Origin of the sequence: Reinekea marina (genome assembly GCF_030409715.1) — a bacterium.
In the GTDB taxonomy this organism is placed as follows: Bacteria; Pseudomonadota; Gammaproteobacteria; order Pseudomonadales; family Natronospirillaceae; genus Reinekea; species Reinekea marina.
The window spans coordinates 1,481,370-1,503,576 of record NZ_JAUFQI010000001.1 but is presented as its reverse complement, the minus strand read 5'-3'; the positions used below and the strand labels follow the sequence as shown (position 1 = coordinate 1,503,576).

General features: G+C 43.3%; 24 protein-coding genes and 1 riboswitch. Of the genes, 5 read left to right on the top strand and 19 right to left on the bottom strand.

The features are described 5' to 3' along the window. Positions 1 to 16: 16 nt before the first annotated feature. The 12 genes from QWZ13_RS07940 to QWZ13_RS07885 form a co-directional block, all read right to left on the bottom strand. The gene (locus QWZ13_RS07940) at positions 17 to 1,084 is read right to left on the bottom strand and encodes an ATP-binding cassette domain-containing protein (RefSeq protein ID WP_290281291.1); all 1,068 of its coding nucleotides are present in this window, start codon (positions 1,082 to 1,084) and stop codon (positions 17 to 19) included. Beyond that, on the bottom strand, positions 1,048 to 1,719 hold the full coding sequence (gene modB, locus QWZ13_RS07935) for a molybdate ABC transporter permease subunit (RefSeq protein ID WP_290281289.1): 672 nt from the start codon (positions 1,717 to 1,719) through the stop codon (positions 1,048 to 1,050). The genes QWZ13_RS07940 and modB overlap by 37 nt, the downstream gene beginning before the upstream one ends. An 8-nt stretch (positions 1,720 to 1,727) precedes the next feature. Continuing rightward, on the bottom strand, positions 1,728 to 2,444 hold the full coding sequence (gene modA, locus QWZ13_RS07930; protein WP_290281287.1) for a molybdate ABC transporter substrate-binding protein: 717 nt from the start codon (positions 2,442 to 2,444) through the stop codon (positions 1,728 to 1,730). Further along, complete coding sequence (gene moaE / locus QWZ13_RS07925) at positions 2,426 to 2,926, bottom strand: molybdopterin synthase catalytic subunit MoaE (RefSeq protein WP_290281285.1); 501 nt, start codon at positions 2,924 to 2,926, stop codon at positions 2,426 to 2,428. Before moaE ends, modA begins: the two co-directional genes overlap by 19 nt. Then, positions 2,889 to 3,155: a molybdopterin converting factor subunit 1 gene (moaD, locus tag QWZ13_RS07920; protein WP_290281283.1), complete on the bottom strand. Its 267-nt coding sequence runs from the start codon at positions 3,153 to 3,155 to the stop codon at positions 2,889 to 2,891. The genes moaE and moaD overlap by 38 nt, the downstream gene beginning before the upstream one ends. Then, a complete protein-coding gene (gene moaC / locus QWZ13_RS07915) occupies positions 3,137 to 3,616 on the bottom strand; it encodes a cyclic pyranopterin monophosphate synthase MoaC (RefSeq protein ID WP_290281281.1) in 480 nt (159 codons plus the stop codon). Before moaC ends, moaD begins: the two co-directional genes overlap by 19 nt. Then, a complete protein-coding gene (gene moaB, locus QWZ13_RS07910; protein WP_290281279.1) occupies positions 3,613 to 4,155 on the bottom strand; it encodes a molybdenum cofactor biosynthesis protein B in 543 nt (180 codons plus the stop codon). Before moaB ends, moaC begins: the two co-directional genes overlap by 4 nt. 20 nt (positions 4,156 to 4,175) lie before the next feature. After that, entirely contained in the window at positions 4,176 to 4,718 is a 543-nt protein-coding gene (gene mobA / locus QWZ13_RS07905) for a molybdenum cofactor guanylyltransferase (protein ID WP_290281277.1), read from the bottom strand. Further along, positions 4,708 to 5,676 carry a GTP 3',8-cyclase MoaA gene (gene moaA, locus QWZ13_RS07900; RefSeq protein WP_290281275.1) on the bottom strand — a complete coding sequence of 323 codons (969 nt, stop codon included), beginning with the start codon at positions 5,674 to 5,676 and terminating at the stop codon, positions 4,708 to 4,710. Before moaA ends, mobA begins: the two co-directional genes overlap by 11 nt. Next, a riboswitch (molybdenum cofactor riboswitch) is annotated at positions 5,665 to 5,801 on the bottom strand. (Overlaps the previous gene by 12 nt.) A 183-nt stretch (positions 5,802 to 5,984) precedes the next feature. After that, positions 5,985 to 8,096, bottom strand: a complete 2,112-nt coding sequence (locus QWZ13_RS07895) for a hypothetical protein (protein ID WP_290281273.1) — start codon at positions 8,094 to 8,096, stop codon at positions 5,985 to 5,987. Positions 8,097 to 8,230: 134 nt separating this feature from the next. After that, the gene (ung, locus tag QWZ13_RS07890; RefSeq protein WP_290281271.1) at positions 8,231 to 8,944 is read right to left on the bottom strand and encodes a uracil-DNA glycosylase; all 714 of its coding nucleotides are present in this window, start codon (positions 8,942 to 8,944) and stop codon (positions 8,231 to 8,233) included. Further along, positions 8,935 to 9,927 carry a YhdH/YhfP family quinone oxidoreductase gene (locus tag QWZ13_RS07885; protein WP_290281269.1) on the bottom strand — a complete coding sequence of 331 codons (993 nt, stop codon included), beginning with the start codon at positions 9,925 to 9,927 and terminating at the stop codon, positions 8,935 to 8,937. The genes ung and QWZ13_RS07885 overlap by 10 nt, the downstream gene beginning before the upstream one ends. Before the next feature lie 86 nt (positions 9,928 to 10,013). Between QWZ13_RS07885 and QWZ13_RS07880 the strand changes: the two genes are divergently transcribed. Further along, positions 10,014 to 10,460, top strand: a complete 447-nt coding sequence (locus QWZ13_RS07880) for a c-type cytochrome (protein WP_290281267.1) — start codon at positions 10,014 to 10,016, stop codon at positions 10,458 to 10,460. Positions 10,461 to 10,510: 50 nt separating this feature from the next. Here the strand turns inward: QWZ13_RS07880 and mqo are convergent, their stop codons facing one another. The 4 genes from mqo to QWZ13_RS07860 form a co-directional block, all read right to left on the bottom strand. Continuing rightward, positions 10,511 to 11,992, bottom strand: a complete 1,482-nt coding sequence (gene mqo / locus QWZ13_RS07875) for a malate dehydrogenase (quinone) (protein WP_290281266.1) — start codon at positions 11,990 to 11,992, stop codon at positions 10,511 to 10,513. 211 nt (positions 11,993 to 12,203) lie between these two features. Continuing rightward, a complete protein-coding gene (gene dnaB / locus QWZ13_RS07870) occupies positions 12,204 to 13,601 on the bottom strand; it encodes a replicative DNA helicase (RefSeq protein WP_290281265.1) in 1,398 nt (465 codons plus the stop codon). Positions 13,602 to 13,658: 57 nt separating this feature from the next. Further along, positions 13,659 to 14,669, bottom strand: a complete 1,011-nt coding sequence (locus QWZ13_RS07865) for a PQQ-dependent sugar dehydrogenase (protein WP_290283311.1) — start codon at positions 14,667 to 14,669, stop codon at positions 13,659 to 13,661. Between the two features lie 256 nt (positions 14,670 to 14,925). After that, positions 14,926 to 15,387, bottom strand: a complete 462-nt coding sequence (locus QWZ13_RS07860) for a c-type cytochrome (RefSeq protein ID WP_290281264.1) — start codon at positions 15,385 to 15,387, stop codon at positions 14,926 to 14,928. Between the two features lie 114 nt (positions 15,388 to 15,501). Between QWZ13_RS07860 and QWZ13_RS07855 the strand changes: the two genes are divergently transcribed. The 4 genes from QWZ13_RS07855 (at position 15,502) to QWZ13_RS07840 (ending at position 18,971) form a co-directional block, all read left to right on the top strand. Next, a complete protein-coding gene (locus QWZ13_RS07855; RefSeq protein ID WP_290281263.1) occupies positions 15,502 to 16,377 on the top strand; it encodes a LysR family transcriptional regulator in 876 nt (291 codons plus the stop codon). 294 nt (positions 16,378 to 16,671) lie between these two features. After that, positions 16,672 to 17,763 carry a hypothetical protein gene (locus tag QWZ13_RS07850; RefSeq protein WP_290281262.1) on the top strand — a complete coding sequence of 364 codons (1,092 nt, stop codon included), beginning with the start codon at positions 16,672 to 16,674 and terminating at the stop codon, positions 17,761 to 17,763. Then, positions 17,696 to 17,950 carry a hypothetical protein gene (locus tag QWZ13_RS07845; RefSeq protein ID WP_290281261.1) on the top strand — a complete coding sequence of 85 codons (255 nt, stop codon included), beginning with the start codon at positions 17,696 to 17,698 and terminating at the stop codon, positions 17,948 to 17,950. Before QWZ13_RS07850 ends, QWZ13_RS07845 begins: the two co-directional genes overlap by 68 nt. Beyond that, complete coding sequence (locus QWZ13_RS07840; protein WP_290281259.1) at positions 17,910 to 18,971, top strand: hypothetical protein; 1,062 nt, start codon at positions 17,910 to 17,912, stop codon at positions 18,969 to 18,971. The genes QWZ13_RS07845 and QWZ13_RS07840 overlap by 41 nt, the downstream gene beginning before the upstream one ends. A gap of 43 nt (positions 18,972 to 19,014) precedes the next feature. On the opposite strand, the gene QWZ13_RS07835 is transcribed toward QWZ13_RS07840, so the two are convergent. The 3 genes from QWZ13_RS07835 to QWZ13_RS07825 are packed head-to-tail and all read right to left on the bottom strand — an operon-like array spanning position 19,015 to position 22,167. Beyond that, entirely contained in the window at positions 19,015 to 20,112 is a 1,098-nt protein-coding gene (locus QWZ13_RS07835; protein WP_290281258.1) for an OmpA family protein, read from the bottom strand. Between the two features lies 1 nt (position 20,113). Beyond that, complete coding sequence (locus QWZ13_RS07830) at positions 20,114 to 22,075, bottom strand: choice-of-anchor L domain-containing protein (RefSeq protein WP_290281257.1); 1,962 nt, start codon at positions 22,073 to 22,075, stop codon at positions 20,114 to 20,116. Next, a complete protein-coding gene (locus QWZ13_RS07825; protein ID WP_290281256.1) occupies positions 22,039 to 22,167 on the bottom strand; it encodes a hypothetical protein in 129 nt (42 codons plus the stop codon). Before QWZ13_RS07825 ends, QWZ13_RS07830 begins: the two co-directional genes overlap by 37 nt. Positions 22,168 to 22,207: the final 40 nt, after the last annotated feature.

Here is a 22,207-nt window from a genome sequence, read left to right as displayed (position 1 = left end):
GACCTATATTATTAATTTATTGGAACCACTGCCCTGACCACTCTAACGCACCAACCTTAAACTCCGCAAACACTGATTGGCCGTCGTGTAACCCAAGCCGATCCCAAGACCAATGCGATACAATTGCCCAGAAGCCTGTTTCACCTAACGTTAGCCAAACCTTAAAATGATCACTACCATGTTGTTGATGAGAATCAATGGTCACGTTGAGCCGATTAACCAACGATGTTTGAGCGCGATCGGCTAACGAAATACTGACTGAACTTGCATCTAGGGTAAAACGCGCCAAACCAGGCTGCCACCATTCGGGTTGCTCCGCGTATAAGGTTTGCCCTTCCAGCGTTGAGGCTAAAAATTGATGCTCAAGTTCAACGCAATGGCAAGTTAGGGTTGTTTTTAGTTGGCCCCCTAGTTGTTGATTTAATACATTAAATAGTGGCTGTATTGCTTTCGTTTTAAGATCTTCTACAACCACGACCTCACGACAAAGCATTCGTAACGGCTTATCCTGGTGGCTGGCCAGAATAAATCCAGAATTCGTTAAATGACTGTAGTCATCTATGACTCGACAAGCTTGGAGTACATTCTCTCGATCTAAAGAAGCGAACGACTCATCCAGCAATAATAATTTTGGCTGGCAAAACAACGCTCTTATTAACGCTACTCGCTGTTGCTGCCCGCCTGAAAGGTCGCTGCACTTTTTATTCAGCAGCTCCGTGATACCCAGCCAAGAGATCCAATCATTGAAGGGTAAATCAGCGTACCTTTGGTGGCGATGTTCGGCTGAAAAAGCAAAGGTTTGTGACACAGTTTGATGAGCAAACATGACAGGCTGTTGATGCAAATAACTGCAAGAGCGCTGCCAAGGGTGTAATGATTGAAAGCTGCCGTGTTCGGATAACTCAGATTCAAAACCCGCAATAGATCTCAGCAAGGTAGTTTTACCCGCACCACTGCTCCCCACTAATGCAATGCGACTATTGGCCTGCCATTCAATTTGCATATCGACATCCGTTTGTGCCCGCATACCCGATACAGAATGTTTCATTAAATGCCCACCTTGACAGCCGCGAACCGGTTCCAACGATATAAACTAAATAAGGTAATTAAAGAAGTTATCACCAACCCGGCGGCCAACCAGTGTGCTTCTTGAATGCGAGAGCTTTCAACCTGATCAAACAACAAAATTGACAAAACTTGCGTTTGCCCCGGTATGTTACCGCCAATCATTAAAACAACGCCAAACTCACCAACCGTATGGGCGAACCCAAGCACCGAAGCAGCAATAAGACCGGGACGAGCTAAGGGGAGTTGAATTGTCCAAAATGTTTGCCAGCTGTTCGCACCTAACGTAAAAGCGGCTTCACGAACCTGTTTGGATTGAGCTTCAAAGGTACGTTGCAGCGGCTGGACTACGAAAGGAAGTGAATACAACACGGAGCCAAGCACTAATCCAGAAAAACTGAAGGCTAAGGGTTGATCAAACACATTCATCCACCAACGACCCAAGATATGATTAGGCGACATCCAGATGAGCAAGTAAAACCCCAATACTGTTGGAGGCAGCACGAGCGGCAATGCGACGATCGCTTCTAGGATGGGTTTGAAAGACGATCGGGTTTTAGCTAACCAATGCGACAAAGGCAAACACATTAACAACAAAACCGCCGTTGTTAACAAAGCCAGCTTAAGGGTGAGCAAAATGGCATCAATAATCATATCAGTACTTAATGAGTCGAATCAGCCATACTATACCCATACTTTTGATACAGTTCTAAAACCTTTGGTGATGTTAGGTATTTTACAAAGGTTTGGCTAACAGGTGTATCGTTCAAAACCACGCCCGCCTGCTCTACGAGTTCGTACAAAGATTGTGGAATCGGTGTACTTGGCAAGTTAAGGGCGACCGATGCTGACACGATGCCTGTGGGCGCTAGTCTTAAATTTAAATATTGCTGCGCTTGCATCACATTATTGGCCAATACTTTTTCACCTTGATAGTTAATCGACACTAGCACTTGCTCGGCTGCAACACCAAAAGGCGCTACTTTTGCATTTGCGATGATGACTCTTTGTTTAGATTGAAGGATATCTTCTAATTTTTTTAGGACAGGATCTGTTGAGACGAAAACTAATTCACCTTTTGCATAGATGAATACCGACTCTTCAGATAACTTCAGTTTTTCTTGTAATGCTCGTGGCCGCTGTTTGTCGGCAGAAAGAAAGACATCAAATGGCGCACCATGCAGACTTTGTTGATACAACGTACCGGTAGACGCAGAAGAAACAGTGAGCGCTATGCCTGTTTCTTTTTCAAATTCAATGGCTAATTCATCTAGCACAGGTCTAAAGCTAGCGGTCACTGCAATATGCAAAGACTCAGCTTGAGTTTGAGCCAACAAAAGTAATAGGCAAAATAAAGTGGTTATTCTTTTGATTGCCATTGCTTCACTATTTCGCTATCGGAGTCACGAGAGGAGACCCATCGCGCTCCTTGATCAGTATGTTCTTTTTTCCAAAAAGGGGCTTCGGTTTTTAAGTAATCCATAATGTATTGTGCTCCATCAAAAGAATCGTGACGATGCGGCGATGATACGGCTACAAATACAATTTGATCACTAGGTGCTAATGTTCCTACTCGATGAACCACGTTTACTCGAGTCAGCTGCCATTGAGCACATGCCCTATCAATTATTTGGTGCAAGGCTTTTTCTGTCATACCAGGATAATGCTCTAGGGTCATGGTATAAACATCATCGCCTTCATTAACATCCCGTACTCGGCCAACAAAAAATACTATGGCTCCGTCTTGAGCATTACCAGAACACAGTTTTTCGTATTCTTTCTGAACAACAAAGTCTTCTTTTTGGATGCTTACCCAACGCATACTAACCACCTGTAACCGGCGGAAATAAAGCAACTTCATCACCCGCTTTAATGGTTACATCGCCGCTTACCATCTGATGATTGACCGCTTTTAGCAACTGACCGTCTAAAAACGACGCCCACTGAGGGTGCTTAGAAACCAGGTAATCAGTTAAGGAAGACAGCGTTGTCACCTCACTGCACGGAATGTCTAATTCGCTGACGCCAACTTCTTCTCGTAATTTAGCAAAGAACTTTAAGGTAAAATAATTCATGATTCGCCTACCCAATGACCTGTCTTCCCGCCTATTTTTTCAAGCACTTTTAAACCCTCTATCTTCATGCCTGGGTCAACCGCTTTGCACATATCAAAAAGGGTCAAAGATGTTACAGATGCTGCCGTTAAGGCTTCCATTTCTACGCCAGTTTTACCTTCGAGCTTGCAATAGGATTCTATACGAACTCGGTTTTGGTCAGCTTGCAGCTCTAGATCGACAGCCACTTTACTGAGTAGCAATGGATGGCATAAGGGAATCAATTGGCTCGTATTTTTTGCCGCCATAATGCCAGCAACCCGAGACACGCCAAAAATATCACCTTTATGATGGTTACCAGCTTCAATCAATGCAATGGCGTCCGCATTCATATAAACAAAAGCCTCGGCTCGCGCCTCTCTCACGCTCGAAGCCTTATTGGCCACATCAACCATATTAGCTTCACCACTTTGATTTACGTGCGAAAACTGACTCATGCTCTTGTCTCGCATAATTCGGTCTTGGTGTCTTTTAAATGCATAACAAAATTACAAGGTTTAGCGCGCGCGTCTAATTGAGTTTCCAAAATACCATCCCAAGCCGTACGGCAAGCGCCCGTTGAACCAGGCATACAAACTACTAAGGTGCCATTCGTAATACCTGCAAGCGCTCTAGATTGAACCGTAGAAGTACCGATGTCTTCATAAGATAGCTGACGAAACAGTTCGCCAAAACCATCTACTTGTTTTTCGAGTAAAACCTTTACAGCCTCTGGCGTTGAATCTCGCCCAGTAAACCCAGTTCCACCTGTAATCAACACGACCTGAGCATCGCTCGAAGCGATCCATTTAGAAACCTGATAGCGAATCTGATAAACATCGTCTTTTTCTATGCGCCGCTCTATGACTTTATGCCCAGCTTTTTGCGCACGTTCAACAAGCAATGCACCTGATGTATCACTCGATTCGTCGCGTGTGTCCGAAACGGTTAAAACAGCAATGTTTAATGGTTCAAATGCTTTTGCAGCATGACTCATGTGGCGTTCCTTTTTACAGTCTATTCAACGGCAATGACTTTTTGCCATTCTTCCGGGGTATTAATATTGTTCAGTTCTTGCTTTGCATGGGTTGCCGGCATCCAATGACCACCAAGTTCTTCAATCAAAGCGTATACCGATCGTTTACCATTTTTGCTTTGTAACCATTCGGTTAAAATATCACGTACTTTGGCCGTATTTTGCAGATACAATGGCAACGGCGCATGATCAAATGCTACTGGCACTTTTTGCCTTTGACCTTCATGAAATAGCTGAGCCACGAGCTCAATGGGTAACTTTGGCATATCCACAGGTGTCACAACCCAATGAAGAATTGCCTGATGTTGGTTAAGCGCGGCATCGATGCCAGCTAAAGGACCTAAATAGCCAGGATACCTGTCTTTTAGTTGGCATATTACTCGATAGCCAGCCTCTTTAAAGCGATCCACTTGCCAATTGAGCAACGTTTGTCCTTTATAAATTAATTGGCTTTTATCTTGTTTCATTCGTCGGCTTTGCCCGCCGGATAACACCAATACAGCGCGAGTCATACTAACCGCCAATTTGACTTAAATTTTGCATAGCGCCACTGTTATGATTCAACAAATCGTGGCCTAATTTTTTATCGGAAACATGGCCTTGAATGGCTTCGATTAACGTCTCAATAGGAATATTAGGCGCTAAAAAAGGTCGCAGATCTACGCCCTGCTCGGCAAATAAGCACAGATGCATTTTCCCTAAACTAGAAACTCTTAGGCGGTTACAGGTAGCACAAAAGTCTTTACTGTAAGGCATGATTAAGCCCATGCGCCCTTTATAATCTGGGTGCCAAAATTCTTGCGCTGGCCCTGCGGCTTGATCTTGAATAACCGATTGCCAATTGTCATCGAGGAGTTGTTGTTTTATGGCACCACCACTACGATGGTATTGGCGAAAGAAAACGTCTTGGTCGGCCGTTTCCATCACTTCTATAAATCGAAAAGTCGCCGGGTTTGATTTTAGCCATTCAAAAATTGGAGACAGATTATCGTTCACACCTTTCATTAAAACGGCATTTACCTTTACCTTGATACCTAAAGAAATGGCAGATTCGATACCGGCCATAATCTCATCAATCCGATCATGACCTGTTACCGATTTAAACGTTTTCTTATCGAGAGAATCAATAGAAACGTTTAACTGATCTAAACCGCTTCGGTGCCATTCATGTATATTCTTATCTAATTTATAGCCGTTCGTCGTTAGCGCTACTTTTTTTATACCCGAAGTTGCCTTAATTGAACTGATGATGTCGGGGAGATCTTTTCTTAAACTAGGCTCACCACCGGTAATGCGTACTTTTTCAGTACCCAATTTTGCGAAGGCTTGAACTGTTTTTGAGATTTCAGGCGCGCTGAGAAAAGCATCTTCAGGTAAGCCTTTATAACCTTCAGGCAGGCAATAAGTGCATCTAAAGTTGCAAACATCGGTTATAGACAAGCGCAAGTAATAAAACCTACGCCCAAAGGAATCTTGTAACATTATTCACCTTTCCAATTGTCGGGAGGCAACCGTATTTCTACAGATTACCCTGTCGCACTCAGTGCGAGGCTATAGACTCATATCAGTTGGACTTAGAGTGATATAGCTCGGTGTTGATGAGTATAGAATACTCCTATTAACCTTAACTTTAATACCTATTTAGAGGTAAATACATGTTTTTAAATCAATAAAGTCAATTTTACCGATGTTTCTGTTATTTAAGCCTAGATCATAAAAAAGGGAGGTGACACGAATGCCCCTCCCTATTTAGTTTCGCTGCTAATTGTTAGCGGCTCAAAACAATTGAATTATTGTCGATTATAGCGATACAAAGTTTGCTCACCTTCTTGGTTATCTAAGCAATAGAAGCCACCTTGATCAACGGTCAAAATCGTGCAGTTAAAATCGAAAGGATCTTCTTCAACCCACTCACTTTCGCAGGTATCTCGGTATTGATAAACTTCACCCGTTTGCTTAATCGCATTAAATTGACGCACCCAACTGTAAGTTAACTGAGTAGACTCACAACTATTGGTCTCATCATAATCAAAATAACGCCCAGTCCCATCATTATTGATTACTTCGCCACCTGCGCTAACCCAACTGCAATCGTAGTCCAAATAAGAAACCGTGTACTCACCCTCTACGGCACCATAAGCGCTTTGCATATTGGTCATGTCCATATTAATTGACCAACTAGAGCTAAAGCCTTGCTCGGTGAAGCCTTCCGTTGCCGATAGATGCAATGGAATTTGCCCCATCATTAAGGCCGCAGTATAAAGCTCAGTACATTCTTCCCCAGAACCCATTGTTTCTTGATACTGGCTATAAGGAATAGCCGCAGACATCATTAAATCAGCAACACCAGGATAGCTGAGCGAAAATGAAGCTAAGCCATTTTTTTCAAGTGCTTCTGATTCGATAGAGGTTGCAACATCAGCGCTTTTCTCACCAGAGTACACAACTATGTGGTTGCCTTTTAGGGCGACATACACAGGCATGGGTATACCAATCTCTTCTAGTGAAACCGGGGTACCGTCAGTTGGAATTTCAAACCCTTGAAACATAGGTACATAACTGGTCAACAAAGAAATCAGCAGTTCAGGCTTTTCGGTAGATACCGTCACGATAGCATCGACACTGCCACCCATAGGCAGAGTATCATCGGCTACAACATCAAATATTCCGATACTTGAACCTTGCAACCCTTGAGCCATACCCGTGAACATGGCCAATATTGCAGGGCTAGTAGACTGCAAATTTTGTTGCATTTCGACTAACGCACTACATTCGAACTCAGCCGTAGTAAACATTGTCCAAAGCTCTGTTAACACGGGCGTCAGCTTATTGATGTCTATGCCCAGCGCGAATCCTGCGACCAAATTTTCATTGTTAACAACATAGCTAGGTAAAAAGCCTTCAAGCATCGTCAATTGTTCTAAGGTTTTCGAATGCTTTATTTCGGTGGTGTAGTTCAGTTTGGCGGACAAAACGCCATCTTCAGCCTCTACTTCATGAGCGCCAAAAACAACTCTTGGCACCCCTGCAACCAATGACATTACATCTGGCTTACATTGATTCCAAGAAGGCTCCATAGGAATGCTTTTGCCCGATAAGGCTTCAAGCTGCGCTTTTGCAAGTGAATCCTCATTAAAAAATGCTTCAGCCGTTTGAACGAAGCTTAAATAGCCTCTGAAATACTCATCATAATCGTAGTGCTCTTCTAGCGATTCCCAAGTATCTTCAGAAAGCGCTTGCGCGGGCTTCGCTAAACCAAATCGCAGCGCAATCGCGTCATCATTGTCGGCATGTGTGAATGCTGAAATCGTTAAAATGCCGTCTGCAACAAGAAACCCGATAGATAAAAGCTGATCGTCGTTATTCTCAATTCGAATCGTCGTCAACGTCTGATCTTTGATGGATTTTTCAGATAACTCGAAATTAGATACCTGCGCAGCTGAGGTTAAGTAGTCAATAAAGGTGGATTCATCTTCAACGGCGACTCTCATGACAGGAAAAATGCCATTTAAGTAAACCACTGACGCGCCTTCAGGGTCTAACCCGTAACGATCCATGACTGCCATACCGCCTTCGCTGGCGGTAGCGTAGTAATCATCAATAATTGCGGCTAAAAACTCAGCCGTGGGGCCGTCATCTAGGTCGGTCACCATGCTTGAAAGCTCTTTACCCATGGTGCGAAGGTCCATTCCTTCGAGCATGTCATCGCCCAAAACAACCATTTCCTTGGTGCTTATTGAACCGAAGAACAGTGGCGTTGAGGCTGGAATATATTCCAGCATGCTTTCTATTGAGTTTTTATCGGACTTTAACCAACCAAACAAATCTAACGCTTGGCTATGTACCGATGTTAACGATATCGCCGCAGCGATGACCGTAGTTTGTATGAAGCTCCTCTTCATAACGACTCCTTTTTAAAGTGATGCACCATTCTAGCGCAATAAAAATAGTACAGCTGAAATCAGCTAGGCAGACATCATAAAGAGAAATTCCCTTCGATTAAATGGGGTAGGTCGCAAAAATGATTTACTTTTCTTCAGATTAATACTTCTTGGTGCATCTCATCGGTACGCCAGTCGATAGCCGAGCGATTATTTCGGGTTAAGTAATCATTAGTACGGCTAAAGTGCCTACAGCCAAACCAGCCTCGATAAGCTGATAAGGGCGAAGGATGAGGGGCTTGGAGGATTAAATGTTGAGATTCATCGATTAGCTGTGCTTTTTGTTGAGCAAAGCCTCCCCACAATAAGAAGACACAGTGTGATAGCCTTTGGCTGACGGTTGAAATAATAGCATCGGTCATTGTTTCCCAGCCGCATTCTTGATGTGAACCCGCAAGCCCCTTTTCAACGGTTAAAGACGCGTTTATCAATAACACGCCCTGTGCAACCCAACGCTCAAGATTTCCCGTTTGATTGTGTATGCCACAATCGGATGCTATTTCCTTAAACATATTTCTTAAACTCGGTGGCACTTTGCAATTCGAAGGCACCGAAAAGCTCAGGCCTTGCGCTTGCCCTTCGCCATGATAAGGATCTTGCCCAACAATCACGACCTTAACTTGATCTAAGGGTAAATCATTGATTGCTCTAAACCATTGCGCTTGTGGCGGGAAAACAACAGCGCCCTGCTTTATGCGATCATTTAAAAAACATTCAATTTTTGAAAATGCGTCTGGATTAAGTTTTTCTTTCAGCACGGATTTCCAGCTTGGCTCCGTAATCAAAGACAGCAGTGAGTCTACTTGCATAACTTCACCAGCGCTCTTCGTGAAATTTTGCCAGACAACATGGCATCGATCCGATCTGAAACATCTTCCAACTTAATTTCTTCGCACAATTCTGTTAACAAGTTTAAGCGCCAATGACTGGCAAACTTTGCAAATACTCTCGTCCTATCGGCCAATGTGGCTGTGGCACTGGCCACTCCTAATAGATTCACATGACGTAAAATAAATGGGTAAATATCGAGAGGAATAGAAGTCCCTCCCACAATCCCGCATGCCGCGACGGATCCGCCATACTTTAACGATTTTAAAATATTTACTAAGGTATCTTGCCCAACCGTATCAATGGCTGCATCAAACGACTCAGGCAATAGGGCTTTTGGTTTTGCGAAACTTAAATCATTTCTATCGATAACCTTTTGAGCACCAATTTGCATTAACCATTCGCTTTGCTCTGGCTTTCCGCTAGATGCGGTCACTTGATACCCCAAGGTAGACAATAAGTGAATGGCTAAACTTCCTACACCGCCAGTAGCCCCTGTCACCAATACGTTAGCATGTTTCCCTGAAAATCCATTTTGCAATAATTTTTCGACACAATAGCCAGCCGTTAAACCCGCTGTTCCAATGCGCATGGCATCACTGAGTGAAATACCCTTTGGCAATCGAACCACCCAATCTTTTGGCACTCGAATATATTCGCTCAGCCCTCCGTGGGTATTCATCCCTAAATCAAAACCAATAACAACAACAGGCTCTCCCGTTTCAAATGTCCCAGATGAATCAGACTGTACAATTCCTGACGCATCGATTCCTGGGGTATGTGGGTAATGACGCGTAATGCCCGTATGACCATTTGCAGACAATGCATCTTTAAAATTGATCCCTGAATAATGAACTTGAATCAATACTTCATGGTCCGGTAAATCTTCTAAGGTTAGTGTTTCTATTCGCCTTACAATGTGATCGTTTTCTACATGAACACGTAAAGATTGAAACTCTGTCATGTCAGCACCCTATTTTTTTACTATGATTTTGGCTTTGTTGTCATGTGATTCTACAACAATCATCTACAGATAAAAGGAAAGCAAATATGAATAGGTTAGTTTCAACGACAATGAGTATTATTGTCAGCTCCGCTTTCGTTACCGGAGCATTGGCTCATGACGGTGCTACCGGCGTTGTTAAGCAACGAATGGATGCTATGTCTGCCATTGGTAATGCCAATAAATCACTTTCTAATATTGCTCGTGGTCGTGCAGATTTTGATCTCGACACGGTTACCAGTGCTGCGGCTAGCATTGCTGAACACTCACAAGCTAGTGCGCTTGAGTTCTTTGTTGAAGGCACTGAAGGAGGAGTCAGTGATGCTAAGGCTGAAATTTGGCAAGATTGGGAAAAGTTCTCCGGCTTAATGACCGACCTCAACAGGGCGGCGGTTAGTTTATCGCAAATTAGTGCTCAAGATGAATTTGCTGCGGCTTACAAAGACGTAACCGCTACATGTGGGTCTTGCCATAAAGCCTTTAGAGCGAAATAAAAAAAAGGCGCCTTAGGCGCCCTTTTTTTTCCTCTATTTTAATAGCACATTTATGGTTTTAAATGCAGCGTCGAGGTCGTGTAGTCACGAACTTCCTTTAACAGTTCTGGGTTTTCAGCCAGAGATTGGCCATAAGATGGAATCATCTCTTTGAGCTTGGCTTGCCACTCAGGCGTTGCAACCTTGTCTTTAAAAGCGGCTTCAATTATTTCAACCATAGTTTGTACGGCCGTTGATGCGCCAGGTGAAGCACCTAATAAACAACACAAACTATTATCGGCTGAACGAATAACTTCTGTACCAAATTCTAGTTTACCGCCTGTTTTTGGATCGTTTTTAATAATCTGAACTCTTTGCCCAGCATATGATAAATGCCAGTCTTCAGATTTAGCTTCTGGGAAGTATCGTTTCAAAGATTCAATACGGCTTTCATGAGATTGCAGTACTTCGCTAATGAGGTACTTTGTTAAATCTATATTTCGCAATCCAACTTGCACCATTGGAACAATGTTGTTGAAGCGTACAGATGAGATCAAATCTAAGATTGAGCCTTTCTTTAAAAACTTCATGGTAAAGCCAGCAAAAGGTCCAAATAACAACGCTTTTTCGCCTTCAATGACACGAGTATCTAAATGAGGCACTGACATTGGCGGTGCTCCAATTGGCGCTTTGCCATATACCTTTGCATGATGCTGCTCGACAATTTCAGGCTTTCGGCAAACCAACCACTGCCCGCTTACCGGGAACCCACCGTAACCGTTACCTTCATCAATACCAGCGGCTTGCAATAATTTCAGCGATGCCCCACCCGCACCTAAAAATACAAATTTGGCATTAATATATTCACCGCCACTTTCGTATAGGTTATTGGCCTCAACTGACCAACCGTTATCGCCACGCTTCCGAATATCAGTCACCTTATGACCAACCATTAACTCGAAACCATGCATTTTACTTAATTGGAAGATAAGGTCGCGAGTGACCGCACCAAAATCGACATCAGAGCCGTGTTGAATTCGAGTTCCAGCCACTTTCTCATTTGGATCACGGCCAGCCATGACCAATGGCATCCATTCTTCGAGTACAGTTCGATCTTCTGTGTACTCCATTTCCGCAAATAGTGGGTGTGCACTTAAGGTTTCATATCGTTTACGTAAAAACTCAACGTTTTCCTCGCCCCAAACAAAGGATTCGTGAGGAGTACGATTGATAAAGTGCTCAGGCTCTGGAAAGATTTCTTTTTTTACGAGGTATGACCAAAACTGTAACGATGTTTCAAAGGCTTCATTGATTTTTAAAGCTTTAGAAGTATCAATTACACCATTGTTAAGCGGCGTGTAATTAAGTTCACAATAAGCCGCGTGACCCGTTCCGGCATTGTTCCAGCCATCAGAACTTTCTTGTGCAACTTTCTCACCTTGCTCAATCATTAATATCTGGATATTAGGGTCAAGTTGCTTAAGCAGCATTCCCAAGGTGGCACTCATGACACCACCACCGACTAACAATACATCTACTGAACGTACACTCATCAATACCGCCCTTACTTAGTCAAACCAACGCCAAACTGTTCGATAGTTATACAGTTAAGCATCTATTTTTAAGATTTGGGCTGATTATACGGATTAAGTCACAAAAGTCTTGATGAATGGATGAAATACCCATCATACATTTGGGTTATAATGCTAAATGAATATACAGCATTTTAAATTCATATAGTGTGCTCAAGCGCTATCAACGGCTTTATTCTGAACTGTATCCTTCATAGTCGGGGGCTAAATCCGAAAATTTCGAGTATTGCCCTTGGAATGCAAGACGAACCGTTCCAATTGGCCCGTTACGTTGCTTTCCGATGATGATTTCAGCTGTTCCCTTATCTTGAGAGTCTTCGTTGTACACTTCATCTCGATAAATAAAGGTAATGAGGTCGGCGTCCTGCTCAATTGCACCCGATTCACGTAAATCAGATGCTATGGGGCGTTTATTCGGTCTTTGTTCTAATGATCGGTTTAGCTGTGAAAGCGCAATGACTGGGCAATCAAACTCTTTAGCCAGCGCCTTCAAAGAGCGTGATATTTCAGAAATCTCATTAGTTCTACCCTCGGTATAGCCTTTGATACTCATCAATTGAAGGTAATCGATCATCACCAACCCAATGTCACCGTGTTCGCGTGCTAAGCGTCTTATTCGGGAGCGCATGTCTGAAGGCGATAGCCCTGCAGTGTCATCCACAAACAATTTTTTATCTTTCATCAGGTTAATCGCTTTCGCAAGCTTAGGGTAATCATCATCTTGTAGCTTACCGGTTGAAACCCTTCCTAAATCTATTCGACCCAGTGAAGCAAAAGAACGATTAACCAATTGTTCGGAGGGCATTTCTAAGCTAAACACAACCACGGATTTATCCTGGTTGAGAAACGCCTCCTCCACTAGATTCATGGCGAATGTGGTTTTACCCATGGCCGGTCGGGCAGCAACAATGATCAATTCACCGCCTTTAAAGCCTTTGGTCATTTTATCTAAGTCACTGAAACCAGAGGACACACCGACAATGTCGGAATCTTGCTTTGCAAGTTCTTCGATTCTTTTTAACGCGGCATCGGCCAGCGGGTTGATGTGCTCTAAGCCACCCTGATTAGGCCGGTCTTCAGCAATTTGAAATACCGCTCGTTCTGCATTATCTAGAATAGCACTCGCGTCTAAGCCTCTCGGATCATAAGCCTTACCCGCTATATCATTGGCGACAGTGATGAGTTGACGTAATAAACTGCGTTCATGAACAATTTTAGCGTACGCCACTAAATTAGATATGGACGGCGTGTTTTCGGCTAAATCCGATAAATACAGCATGCCTCCAACGGCTTCAAGCTGTTTCTCTTTCTCTAGCGATTCACCTAAGGTAATTACGTCCATTGGCGAAGAGGATTCAGCCAATTTAATCATCATTCGATATATTTGACGATGCTCATTGCGGAAAAAGTCATCGGGAACCAGCAGTTCAGAAATATTGTCCCACTGGCTGTTATCGACCATCAAGGCACCGAGAACCGATTGCTCAGCTTCGATCGAGTGCGGTGGTGCTTTTATTTGGGAAACTTCTGGATCATCTAGGATCAGATCATCGTCTTGCAATTCGGTCATTCAGGTCACTCGTCTATATAGTCGAATAAAATAAGGCGAGAAAGTCTAACCTAATCGTTACGGCTGCGCCACGCTAACTCTGTGTATCGTTCCTCGATAGCTCACGACGTAGAGTTCGCCCTGTTCGTCGGTTCCAAATGCAGAGGGGTTTGGGATACGACCGGTTTTGACCGCTGAGTTACCAGGGTTATCGCTATCTAGCATCCAGATTTGCCCACTGACAAAATCAGCAAAGAGATACCACCCTTGCAACTGAGGATAATCGGACCCTCGATAGACGACCCCACCGGTGATGGATTGGCCGTCTCGGTGGTTATACTCAAACACGGGCTCAAGGAGGTTGAGTTGTGCATCTTTTTCAGGCTTAAACTCATGGGTACCTTCAAATAAACGCCAACCGTAGTTCCCTCCTTTTTCTATAACATTAACTTCCTCCCAAGCATTTTGCCCTACATCACCCAGCCATAACTGCCCTGTTTTAGTATCAAAACTCATCCGCCAAGGGTTTCTTAATCCATAAGCCCAAACCCTCGGATCAGCATTAGGTGTATTTATAAATGGATTGTCCTTGCTTGCCTGGCCTGACGTATCTACTCGCAATATTTTACCCAAGGGCGAGTTTAAATTTTGCGCAACGTTCTTAGGGTCTCCGGCGCTTCCACCATCACCAGTAGCAATATATAGCTGGTGATCTGGACCAAAGCTCAGCATCCCACCATTGTGATTACTATAGGGTTGTTGAATTTCCAAAAGCACCTGTTCACTTTGCTCTTGGGGCATATCGGCGTTGTTATCAAACGTCGCTGTAAAGCGTGAAATCACAGATCTGCGTGGGGATTTCGCCGAATAATAAACGTAAAAATGGCCATTGGCTGCATAATCAGGATCAAAGGCTAAGCCAAGCAGGCCTTCCTCCCCTCCTGTTGAAATTTGATTGGTCGTAGACTTTGACAGGTCAAAAAAAACCGATGCTTGTTTGACAGACGGATCGTTGTCGAAAGCTAAAACACGCCCACCCTGCTCGACAACAAAAAGCTGGTTTCGGCCATCGTTAGCATGTGTTATCAAAATCGGTTGATTAAATTGAAGGCCTCCAAAGGCGCGTTCAAATGCAACGGTTGGCTGGGCAATGCAATTCCAAGAAACCAAAGACAAGCAAAGTAACATTAACCGTTTCATGGCAAGAGACCTTATAAAATTTAGCCTCCACTGTAGCTTAGGTCTAATATTTTTCAACAAAGCGCTAAAACCTCTGAGCTGACTAGTCATGGTACATTGGCCAGCACGCTCAATTTAGCGACTTATCTATGTAACACCAAAACGATTAACGTTTTTGTCTAAAATTCTTATGGCAACTTGAACAAGCATCACCAACCGGCCCCATAGCGGCTTTAAGTGCGTCTACACCTTTTCCGGCTTCAGCCTCAAGGCTGGTGCTAGCCATGGCCAGTTCATTGAAAATATTCCCGGCTTCAGGCCAAGTTGACCAAATCTCTTTTTTAGCCACGGTGCCTTCGTGACTGTCTAAGTCGGAGCCTGCTGGCCACATTGAACCATTATTCATACTGGCCGCTAGGCTTACATTTCGTGCGGCAATGGTAGCTTGCTCAGCATCATAGGGTACTTTGCCTCGCACCATAGCCGCGAGCATGCCATTGTTATAAGCCAATATTTGCATAAATGCCTGTCGAGCTTTGATTTCACTCTCATACTCATCGGCATGAGCCGCGACTGAGGCTAAAAGTGCACAAATGCACAAGGTTAAAACCGTTTTACTAATATTCATAAGGATCTCTCTTTACAAGTTATCTTTTTTGTTTGATTGTCCAGCGACCATAAAGAGTTTAGTCTTATTTAGACTTGTCACAATTCCAAATAATTGCACAGGGGTTATGCATAAATGCACAGCGAGTTACACGCTATAGATTGGACAGAAGTGCAAACGTTGATCTGCGTCGCACAGCTCGGTTCTCTTTCTGCGGCATCAAGAGCGCTGGGGGTGAATCACTCTACTGTTTTAAGGCGTATTCAGTCTTTCGAGCAAAAACACCATGTACAGCTATTTATACGATCTCAAACCGGCTATGAGCTTTCTCGGCACGGCCAAGTATTATTACAAGGCCACGAACAAATAGAACAAATGATGCTAGGCCTACAAAGGAGAGTTCATGACTTTGACTCAGAGCTACAGGGCCCCATTACGGTAACAACGACAGAAAACCTGTTTAGATCATACTTAAGCAAACCGCTGTTAAGTTTTGCTCGTATTTACCCAATGATTGAACTGGATTTACTGATTTCAAATCAAATCGTTGATATCGATCATTTAGAGGCAGACATTGCCATTCGGCCTAGTGCGCAAGTTCCAGAGTCGTCTTTCGGCTTTGAATTATTTTCACTTCAATTTTACGCTTACGCCCCCAAAGAAAAGCTTACTGAAATCGATGCTGAGGTGCCATTCGAATATGAGCACTGGGTCGGCTATTCGGGTCACCTAAAAAACGCCCGCATTGGCAAAATTTTACAAGACAATTTGAAACACAGGCTTACCATCAGCGCAAATAACTTTGATGGCGTAGCCGCTGCCGCCAATGACGGCCTAGGGCTAGCACTGCTGCCATCCTTCATTGGTAATGCTCAACCTAATTTAACAAAAGTGAATAATATAATTTACTTTGAAACGCCTGTATTCGCCTTAGCCCCTGAGGACTTATCAGTCTCGCGCCGAGTAAATGCCTTATTAAACTATTTAAACAGTTGCTTTCAAGGTGACTAGTGAATACCGCGCCTCTGCAACATTTCTGAAGCATCTAAGTACATCGATCTTTCTGATTTCAATGCTTGAAAGCACCTAGCATTATCAACATGGGGTAATAACCTAATCGAAATTCTCGCCTATTCATGAATGGCACTCTTAAATAAGACAGATGACTGGCAATTTACAAGAGTTGACTCTAAGTTGAACTCTAAGGCGCTCTTCAATCTAGGGCCTTCAAAAGCAAATAAAATAAAAATAATAAATTCTCGGTAACCTTTTACATGTGGTTATCGTTCATTGCTGGAGAAAATCATGTTCGTGCGTGTTGCCACCCTATTTTTTACTGTCGTTGCAATTAGCTTGGTGCTGTTCATCTGGCTTAAATCACCAAGTCATGAAACACCCTTGTCTTCTAAAACTGAGATCATAGACGAATCATCTTCACAAGAAACGACTACGACGCAAACGGTACACACACAAAAAAAGGCCAATTCAAATGCGCCGGCGAAAGAGCAACCCGACACGATTATCGAAACCCCGCTTTCGGAGCAATATGCACAAGTAGCCACTCGCTTTGAACAAGCTATCCAGTACCCAAGTCAATCTTTGCCAATTTTTGATCCTTCAGCGATCACCAAATATCGACCTAACATTGCTGCGCCTATTAGTTTTGAAAAAGACAATGTTGTGCTTTCGATGCAAAGCGACTATTTGCGATACAAAACCAATCAAGCCATCACCGGGAACGTGTCGGTTCAAGGCATCAAAGGTGCTGAAATTTCATTGAGCTTAATACAACAAGGTCAGGTTATTGCGATCAAAACGACCCAGGTATCTGAACATAAGCAAGCATTTTCATTCCCGCCTTTAGGTCAGAGCTGGCAGTTAGATGAAATTCAATTAGTGGCAACGCTTAAATCCGGCAATCAAGAATGGATTGTTTCAACGCCGATTCAACGTGATAAAAGCAATCAACAAAGTGCACGCTTAAACAGCGTCGAGTCTAGCCAGGTAAAAGGCGCTTGGCTGGTAATTCCGATAGCGCTTGATATTCATATGGAGGGGTTCTACCGCATTGAAGCCAATCTGTATTCTGCAACAGACAACCGGCCACTATTGCATTTAACAACAGAGGATGAACTACCAAAAGGCTCACAAACAGTTCAACTGGCCGCTCATATAAGTGCACTCAAAGCCATGAATGATGAAGGTGATTATATATTGCAAGATCTTGTCCTAGAGCAAATGCCATCACCGCCGAACTTTGAGGTTAGCCAAGGCATCGTTTCCTTAGAATCGATTTCTGTAAACGGACACCCATTCTCTAGTTATAAAGATGAGCCTTATCAAGATGAGGAAGCATTGGCTCGTTTGGAATTTTTACAATCCATGTCTAACCCTTAAAGATTCTGTTCGTCGCGGGGGAGCCAGGCAGTACCCTATGATGATAAACCCAAGGCAAAGGACGATGCCGATTAAAACCAATAATAACAATAGGCAAAAAAATGAAAATAAAGAACATAAGATTAAAGTTAATCACTGTATTTTCAGTGTTACTCTTATCTATGGCTCATGCCGACGTTGGTGGTAAAAACGTCATCTTGATTCATGGTTTTAACCCTTTCCATATAGTTTCGCCTCCTAGTGACAATGGTAAGGCCGATGCGATGAATTACTGGAAAGACATCAACCCTGCGTTTGTTCGTCAGGGCGGCCAAAACAGTAACATTATTCATTGGCCGTCTCACAAAAGGTTAACAGGGTCTGGTGGCATCATCAGTATTGTGCAACCGCAAATCCAGGCATTACTGAATGAAAACTACTGTGCCGATCAATGTGTCATTGTCACGCATTCCACTGGTGATTTGGTGGCCCGGTTTTTAGTTAAAAATAAAACCTCTATCTTTGGTTCAGCTCAAGCGAGCAAGCTAAAAATAGCCGCGGTAATTGACTTAGCCGGTGCCGGTGGCGGTACTGAATTAGCAAACTTTGGTGTGGGTATTTCTAATGGGGTTAACTTTGGCGGCAGCATCATTAGCGGTCTACTAGAATATGCTGGGTTTTATTTTAGGTTTGGCTTAGATGTGGGTGTAATGAATGACTTGCAGACCTCGGTTGCACGTAATCATGCAACTAACGGGTTTCCTGCTGTGCCTCATTTGCGTGTAGCGGGAACCGGCAGTGAAGTATTTGGTTTTGCCACACACCCGATCATTCACGGTGCGGACGATTCCGTCGTACCTTTACACAGCGCATGTGGTGCCGCCTATGCAAGCAGCTACGATTCGTGTAGCAGAGATACGCGCCCAGATGGCAAACTTACCTATGTCAGCAAAGCACCTTCGGCTAGCCAGCTTTATGATTATCATTACCCTATAATCATGAGCGAGGGTATTGCCCACAACGAAATGCAAACCAATAAAACAGGCAATACGATGACATCGATCCGTTCAGTCGAGGCGACTTATAAAAACGGCAACGCCTATACTCAAGCCATTAATATCGATGATTATGAAAAACGCGAATGGTGGGATTGGTGGTCTAAGTATCGTTATATTTCAGGGTCTAAATCTAATTCTGTGTCAACTATGCTAGTAAACTCTGTCATGTAATTCTAAAAGAAAAGGACCTTCGGTCCTTTTCTTTTTTATTATGTTAACGACACGCCGACTCGTCGATAACTCGAAACTCTACACGCCGATTTAAAGCACGGCCTTCTTTAGTATCATTGGTTGCTCTAGGTTTAGATTCACCATAACCGGTCGCAATTAACCTCTGTTCAGAAACACCTTGCTCTACTAAGAATGCTTTCACAGCATTTGCTCTGCGTTCAGAAAGGTCTAAGTTGTAAGCTTCGGAGGCACTACTATCTGAATGCGCTTGAATTTCTAATTTAATACGTTGATATTGCACTAAAGCTTCACTGGCTTCCAATAAAGCTGGGTAACTGGCCTTTGTAATAACATCGCTATCGACCTCAAAGCGAATTTCATCAATAGAGCCATTGAAGGTCGCGCAGGTTGCAATCGGTACAGGAGGCTCAATCAAATCTGGCACAACTTCTCGGTGTTCATCGTGTCGCCCGAAATACCTTGCTATGGAAATACCAATGATACTGGCATCATTGTCAAAGCTATCAAACTCAGCACGAACAAACCACTTAGGTGCAAAACGCCATTGTACGCCGCCGCCAATATTCAATTGCAGTGACGTTTGTTTCTCATAAGAAATACGGCTATCTGACACAGTATTTAAAATAGTTGAAAAACCAATACGCCCAAATACATCGACACGGCGTTTTGGTCCGAACAGATGGTAACTCGCCGATACGGTAGGGATTTTATAACTAATAGTTGCGTCTTTAAATGTACTGGCAATGGCAGGGTTATTATTTGTTAAGCCCGCTTCTCCTGTATCTACAAAGGATAACTCAGCTGACCAATGCGGTAAGATTCGTTGACCAACAAATATTTTATAGCCCCAGTCTCTGTCATCTTTAACATAAAACCCGCCTGAACTTCCCTCAGGAGCCACCTCTGTTGAGCCGCCACCGACACCGATATACCAACCCGGCAAATAGGTTAAATCACTCGAACTTAGCTCACCATGCAGTGTCTCGTCATAAGTTTGCCAAACCAAAACATCATCCGGAACAACGTAGGTAGCTGCAATTGAATCGTGCGCATACGCCTTGGGTAAACTAACGAACCCGATTCCACCTAACACCAGCGCCGTGAGTAACTTCACTCTCATCTTAGCCGGCGACCTTTTTACGAAACAACATCAACAACGGAATCAATAAAAAATATTCAGCGCCAAAACTACCAATACCAACACCGGATACCGCTGTTTTTAACGCGGGCATTTTTTGTAATCGATCATTAATGCCATCGTTATTAAAGTCACCATTTTCGACATCATCACTAAAGCCATCACCGTCGGTATCTACATCACGATAGGCAGGTAATCCGTCATTATCTATATCGATCAAATAGACCGACACACCCGCTTCACCACCTTCAATACGGCTATCAACGACGTCTAATAAGCCGTCGTGGTCACGATCTATTGTGCTATTAATTTGACCATTCTCATCCGCGTCTAGTGCTTCGAGCAACATTCCGATGGGCAACGATTCATGCAAATCAGTTAAACCATCGTTATCACTGTCTAAATCTAGGTAATCGGGCACCCCCTGCTTATCGGTATTCACCGGCTTAGCCGCAAGCGGAATACTATCGGCTACGCCGTCTTTATTTAAATCTACAAATACATCAATGACGCCGTCTAAATCTGCATCTATTTTGGTATTGCCTTGAAACTCAACACTGTCGGGTATTCCGTCATTGTCGCTATCAAGATCGAACATATCGGGCATTCCGTCTTTATCAGAATCGGCCAACGAAAAACCATCGTCGACACCATCATTATTTTCATCGAGCCCACCCGTTTGATCTACATCTATGGCATCGTCCAAGCCATCTTCATCTGTATCTAACCCGCTAAGTACAGGAAGGTGACCCGATTCGATTGAATCAAGAATCCCATCATTGTCGCTGTCTAAGTCTAGGTGGTCTGGCACACCATCCTTATCGGTATCGGTTGGCTCAAGTAGATCATCAATACCATTTTGGTTTTGGTCTACGCCATTCGTTTTATCAACATCAAGCGCATCAACAATGCCGTCGTTATCATGATCAAACCCTAGCAGCTTAGGGGAATCGAAATCTTCTAAGGTATCAGGGATCCCATCATTATCAGAATCTGTATCGAGGTAATCGGGGATACCATCAGAATCTGAATCGACAGTGCCTTCGATATAATCGGCAATACCGTCATGATCGGCATCAAATTGAGATAGATAAACGGTTGAGCTTAGGCTGTTTGCGCGAATAAACGCCCATGAGTCATACTGTGCATCACCCTTATCCATGATACCTATTACGATTTGGTTAGTGGTATTTGGGGTTACTTCCGCCACGCATCGAATTTTACGGGTAAAACCATCCATCTGAGTGGCGTATGGAGCCTTTGACTCTTCCTTCGCACCCGTTTCAGAGTTATAGCTGTGGCCTGGATCATTATTGAGATATAGCTCAGGGTTAGATGAAGGACCCGCCTCACCGTATACAGGGGGGTAATTGGCTCGGTCGTTTACCGTATCGATGCTGAATATTTTGTTATCTGGGGTTTTCGCACAGTTCTCACCATTCACTAAAATCACAAAACTGTCGTTAAATTTGGCGTGCACATACTCGTTATATTCTTCAGAGCCAAATATAAAATCTATAACTAAATAGTCATATTTAGGCTTAAAACTAATCGATAGTTTGGCAGGGTCTAAAATATTTGAGCCCAAATCGATATCATTTTTCTTCGCTTTATCAAAAATGGTGGATACTTTATCGCTGGTGTTTTTCACTGCAATGACATCAGTGACTTTACCTGTACTTAACACTAATCCGCGATCAAACTGATCTCCAAACAAAAACTGATAATCTGAGAACAAACCAAATTGAACGTTTTTACCCAGCAGCTGATAGTTATCGATGGAAATTTCACTGCCCACAAGAGAATCGACAATATCTTGATTAGTAACGGTACTGCCATTTTTAGAGACTACCGTTTCGGAGTACCCCAAAGGAGCCAAAAAAAACATTAGTAAGCCTATATAGCCGACTAATCGCATTGATAAAGAAGGGCGTAGTTCATCCATGTGGTAATTTCCAGTAGATATACAAAAAAACACCTAAATGATACCGAATTTCTGATGATTTTCTGATCTATTTTAGGAACTGGTTCACACATATGAACTTTTTACCCTACAAACCGCAACCAACTTAATTGA

Coding starts and splice junctions, on each gene's coding strand:
- modB (WP_290281289.1), bottom strand. CDS start 1,719: ATGATTATTGATGCCATTTTGCTCACCCTTAAGCTGGCTTTGTTAACA.
- modA (WP_290281287.1), bottom strand. CDS start 2,444: ATGGCAATCAAAAGAATAACCACTTTATTTTGCCTATTACTTTTGTTG.
- moaE (WP_290281285.1), bottom strand. CDS start 2,926: ATGAAGTTGCTTTATTTCCGCCGGTTACAGGTGGTTAGTATGCGTTGG.
- moaC (WP_290281281.1), bottom strand. CDS start 3,616: ATGAGTCAGTTTTCGCACGTAAATCAAAGTGGTGAAGCTAATATGGTT.
- moaB (WP_290281279.1), bottom strand. CDS start 4,155: ATGAGTCATGCTGCAAAAGCATTTGAACCATTAAACATTGCTGTTTTA.
- moaA (WP_290281275.1), bottom strand. CDS start 5,676: ATGTTACAAGATTCCTTTGGGCGTAGGTTTTATTACTTGCGCTTGTCT.
- QWZ13_RS07895 (WP_290281273.1), bottom strand. CDS start 8,096: ATGAAGAGGAGCTTCATACAAACTACGGTCATCGCTGCGGCGATATCG.
- ung (WP_290281271.1), bottom strand. CDS start 8,944: ATGCAAGTAGACTCACTGCTGTCTTTGATTACGGAGCCAAGCTGGAAA.
- QWZ13_RS07885 (WP_290281269.1), bottom strand. CDS start 9,927: ATGACAGAGTTTCAATCTTTACGTGTTCATGTAGAAAACGATCACATT.
- QWZ13_RS07880 (WP_290281267.1), top strand. CDS start 10,014: ATGAATAGGTTAGTTTCAACGACAATGAGTATTATTGTCAGCTCCGCT.
- mqo (WP_290281266.1), bottom strand. CDS start 11,992: ATGAGTGTACGTTCAGTAGATGTATTGTTAGTCGGTGGTGGTGTCATG.
- dnaB (WP_290281265.1), bottom strand. CDS start 13,601: ATGACCGAATTGCAAGACGATGATCTGATCCTAGATGATCCAGAAGTT.
- QWZ13_RS07860 (WP_290281264.1), bottom strand. CDS start 15,387: ATGAATATTAGTAAAACGGTTTTAACCTTGTGCATTTGTGCACTTTTA.
- QWZ13_RS07855 (WP_290281263.1), top strand. CDS start 15,502: ATGCACAGCGAGTTACACGCTATAGATTGGACAGAAGTGCAAACGTTG.
- QWZ13_RS07850 (WP_290281262.1), top strand. CDS start 16,672: ATGTTCGTGCGTGTTGCCACCCTATTTTTTACTGTCGTTGCAATTAGC.
- QWZ13_RS07845 (WP_290281261.1), top strand. CDS start 17,696: ATGAGCCTTATCAAGATGAGGAAGCATTGGCTCGTTTGGAATTTTTAC.
- QWZ13_RS07835 (WP_290281258.1), bottom strand. CDS start 20,112: ATGAGAGTGAAGTTACTCACGGCGCTGGTGTTAGGTGGAATCGGGTTC.
- QWZ13_RS07830 (WP_290281257.1), bottom strand. CDS start 22,075: ATGGATGAACTACGCCCTTCTTTATCAATGCGATTAGTCGGCTATATA.
- QWZ13_RS07825 (WP_290281256.1), bottom strand. CDS start 22,167: ATGTGTGAACCAGTTCCTAAAATAGATCAGAAAATCATCAGAAATTCG.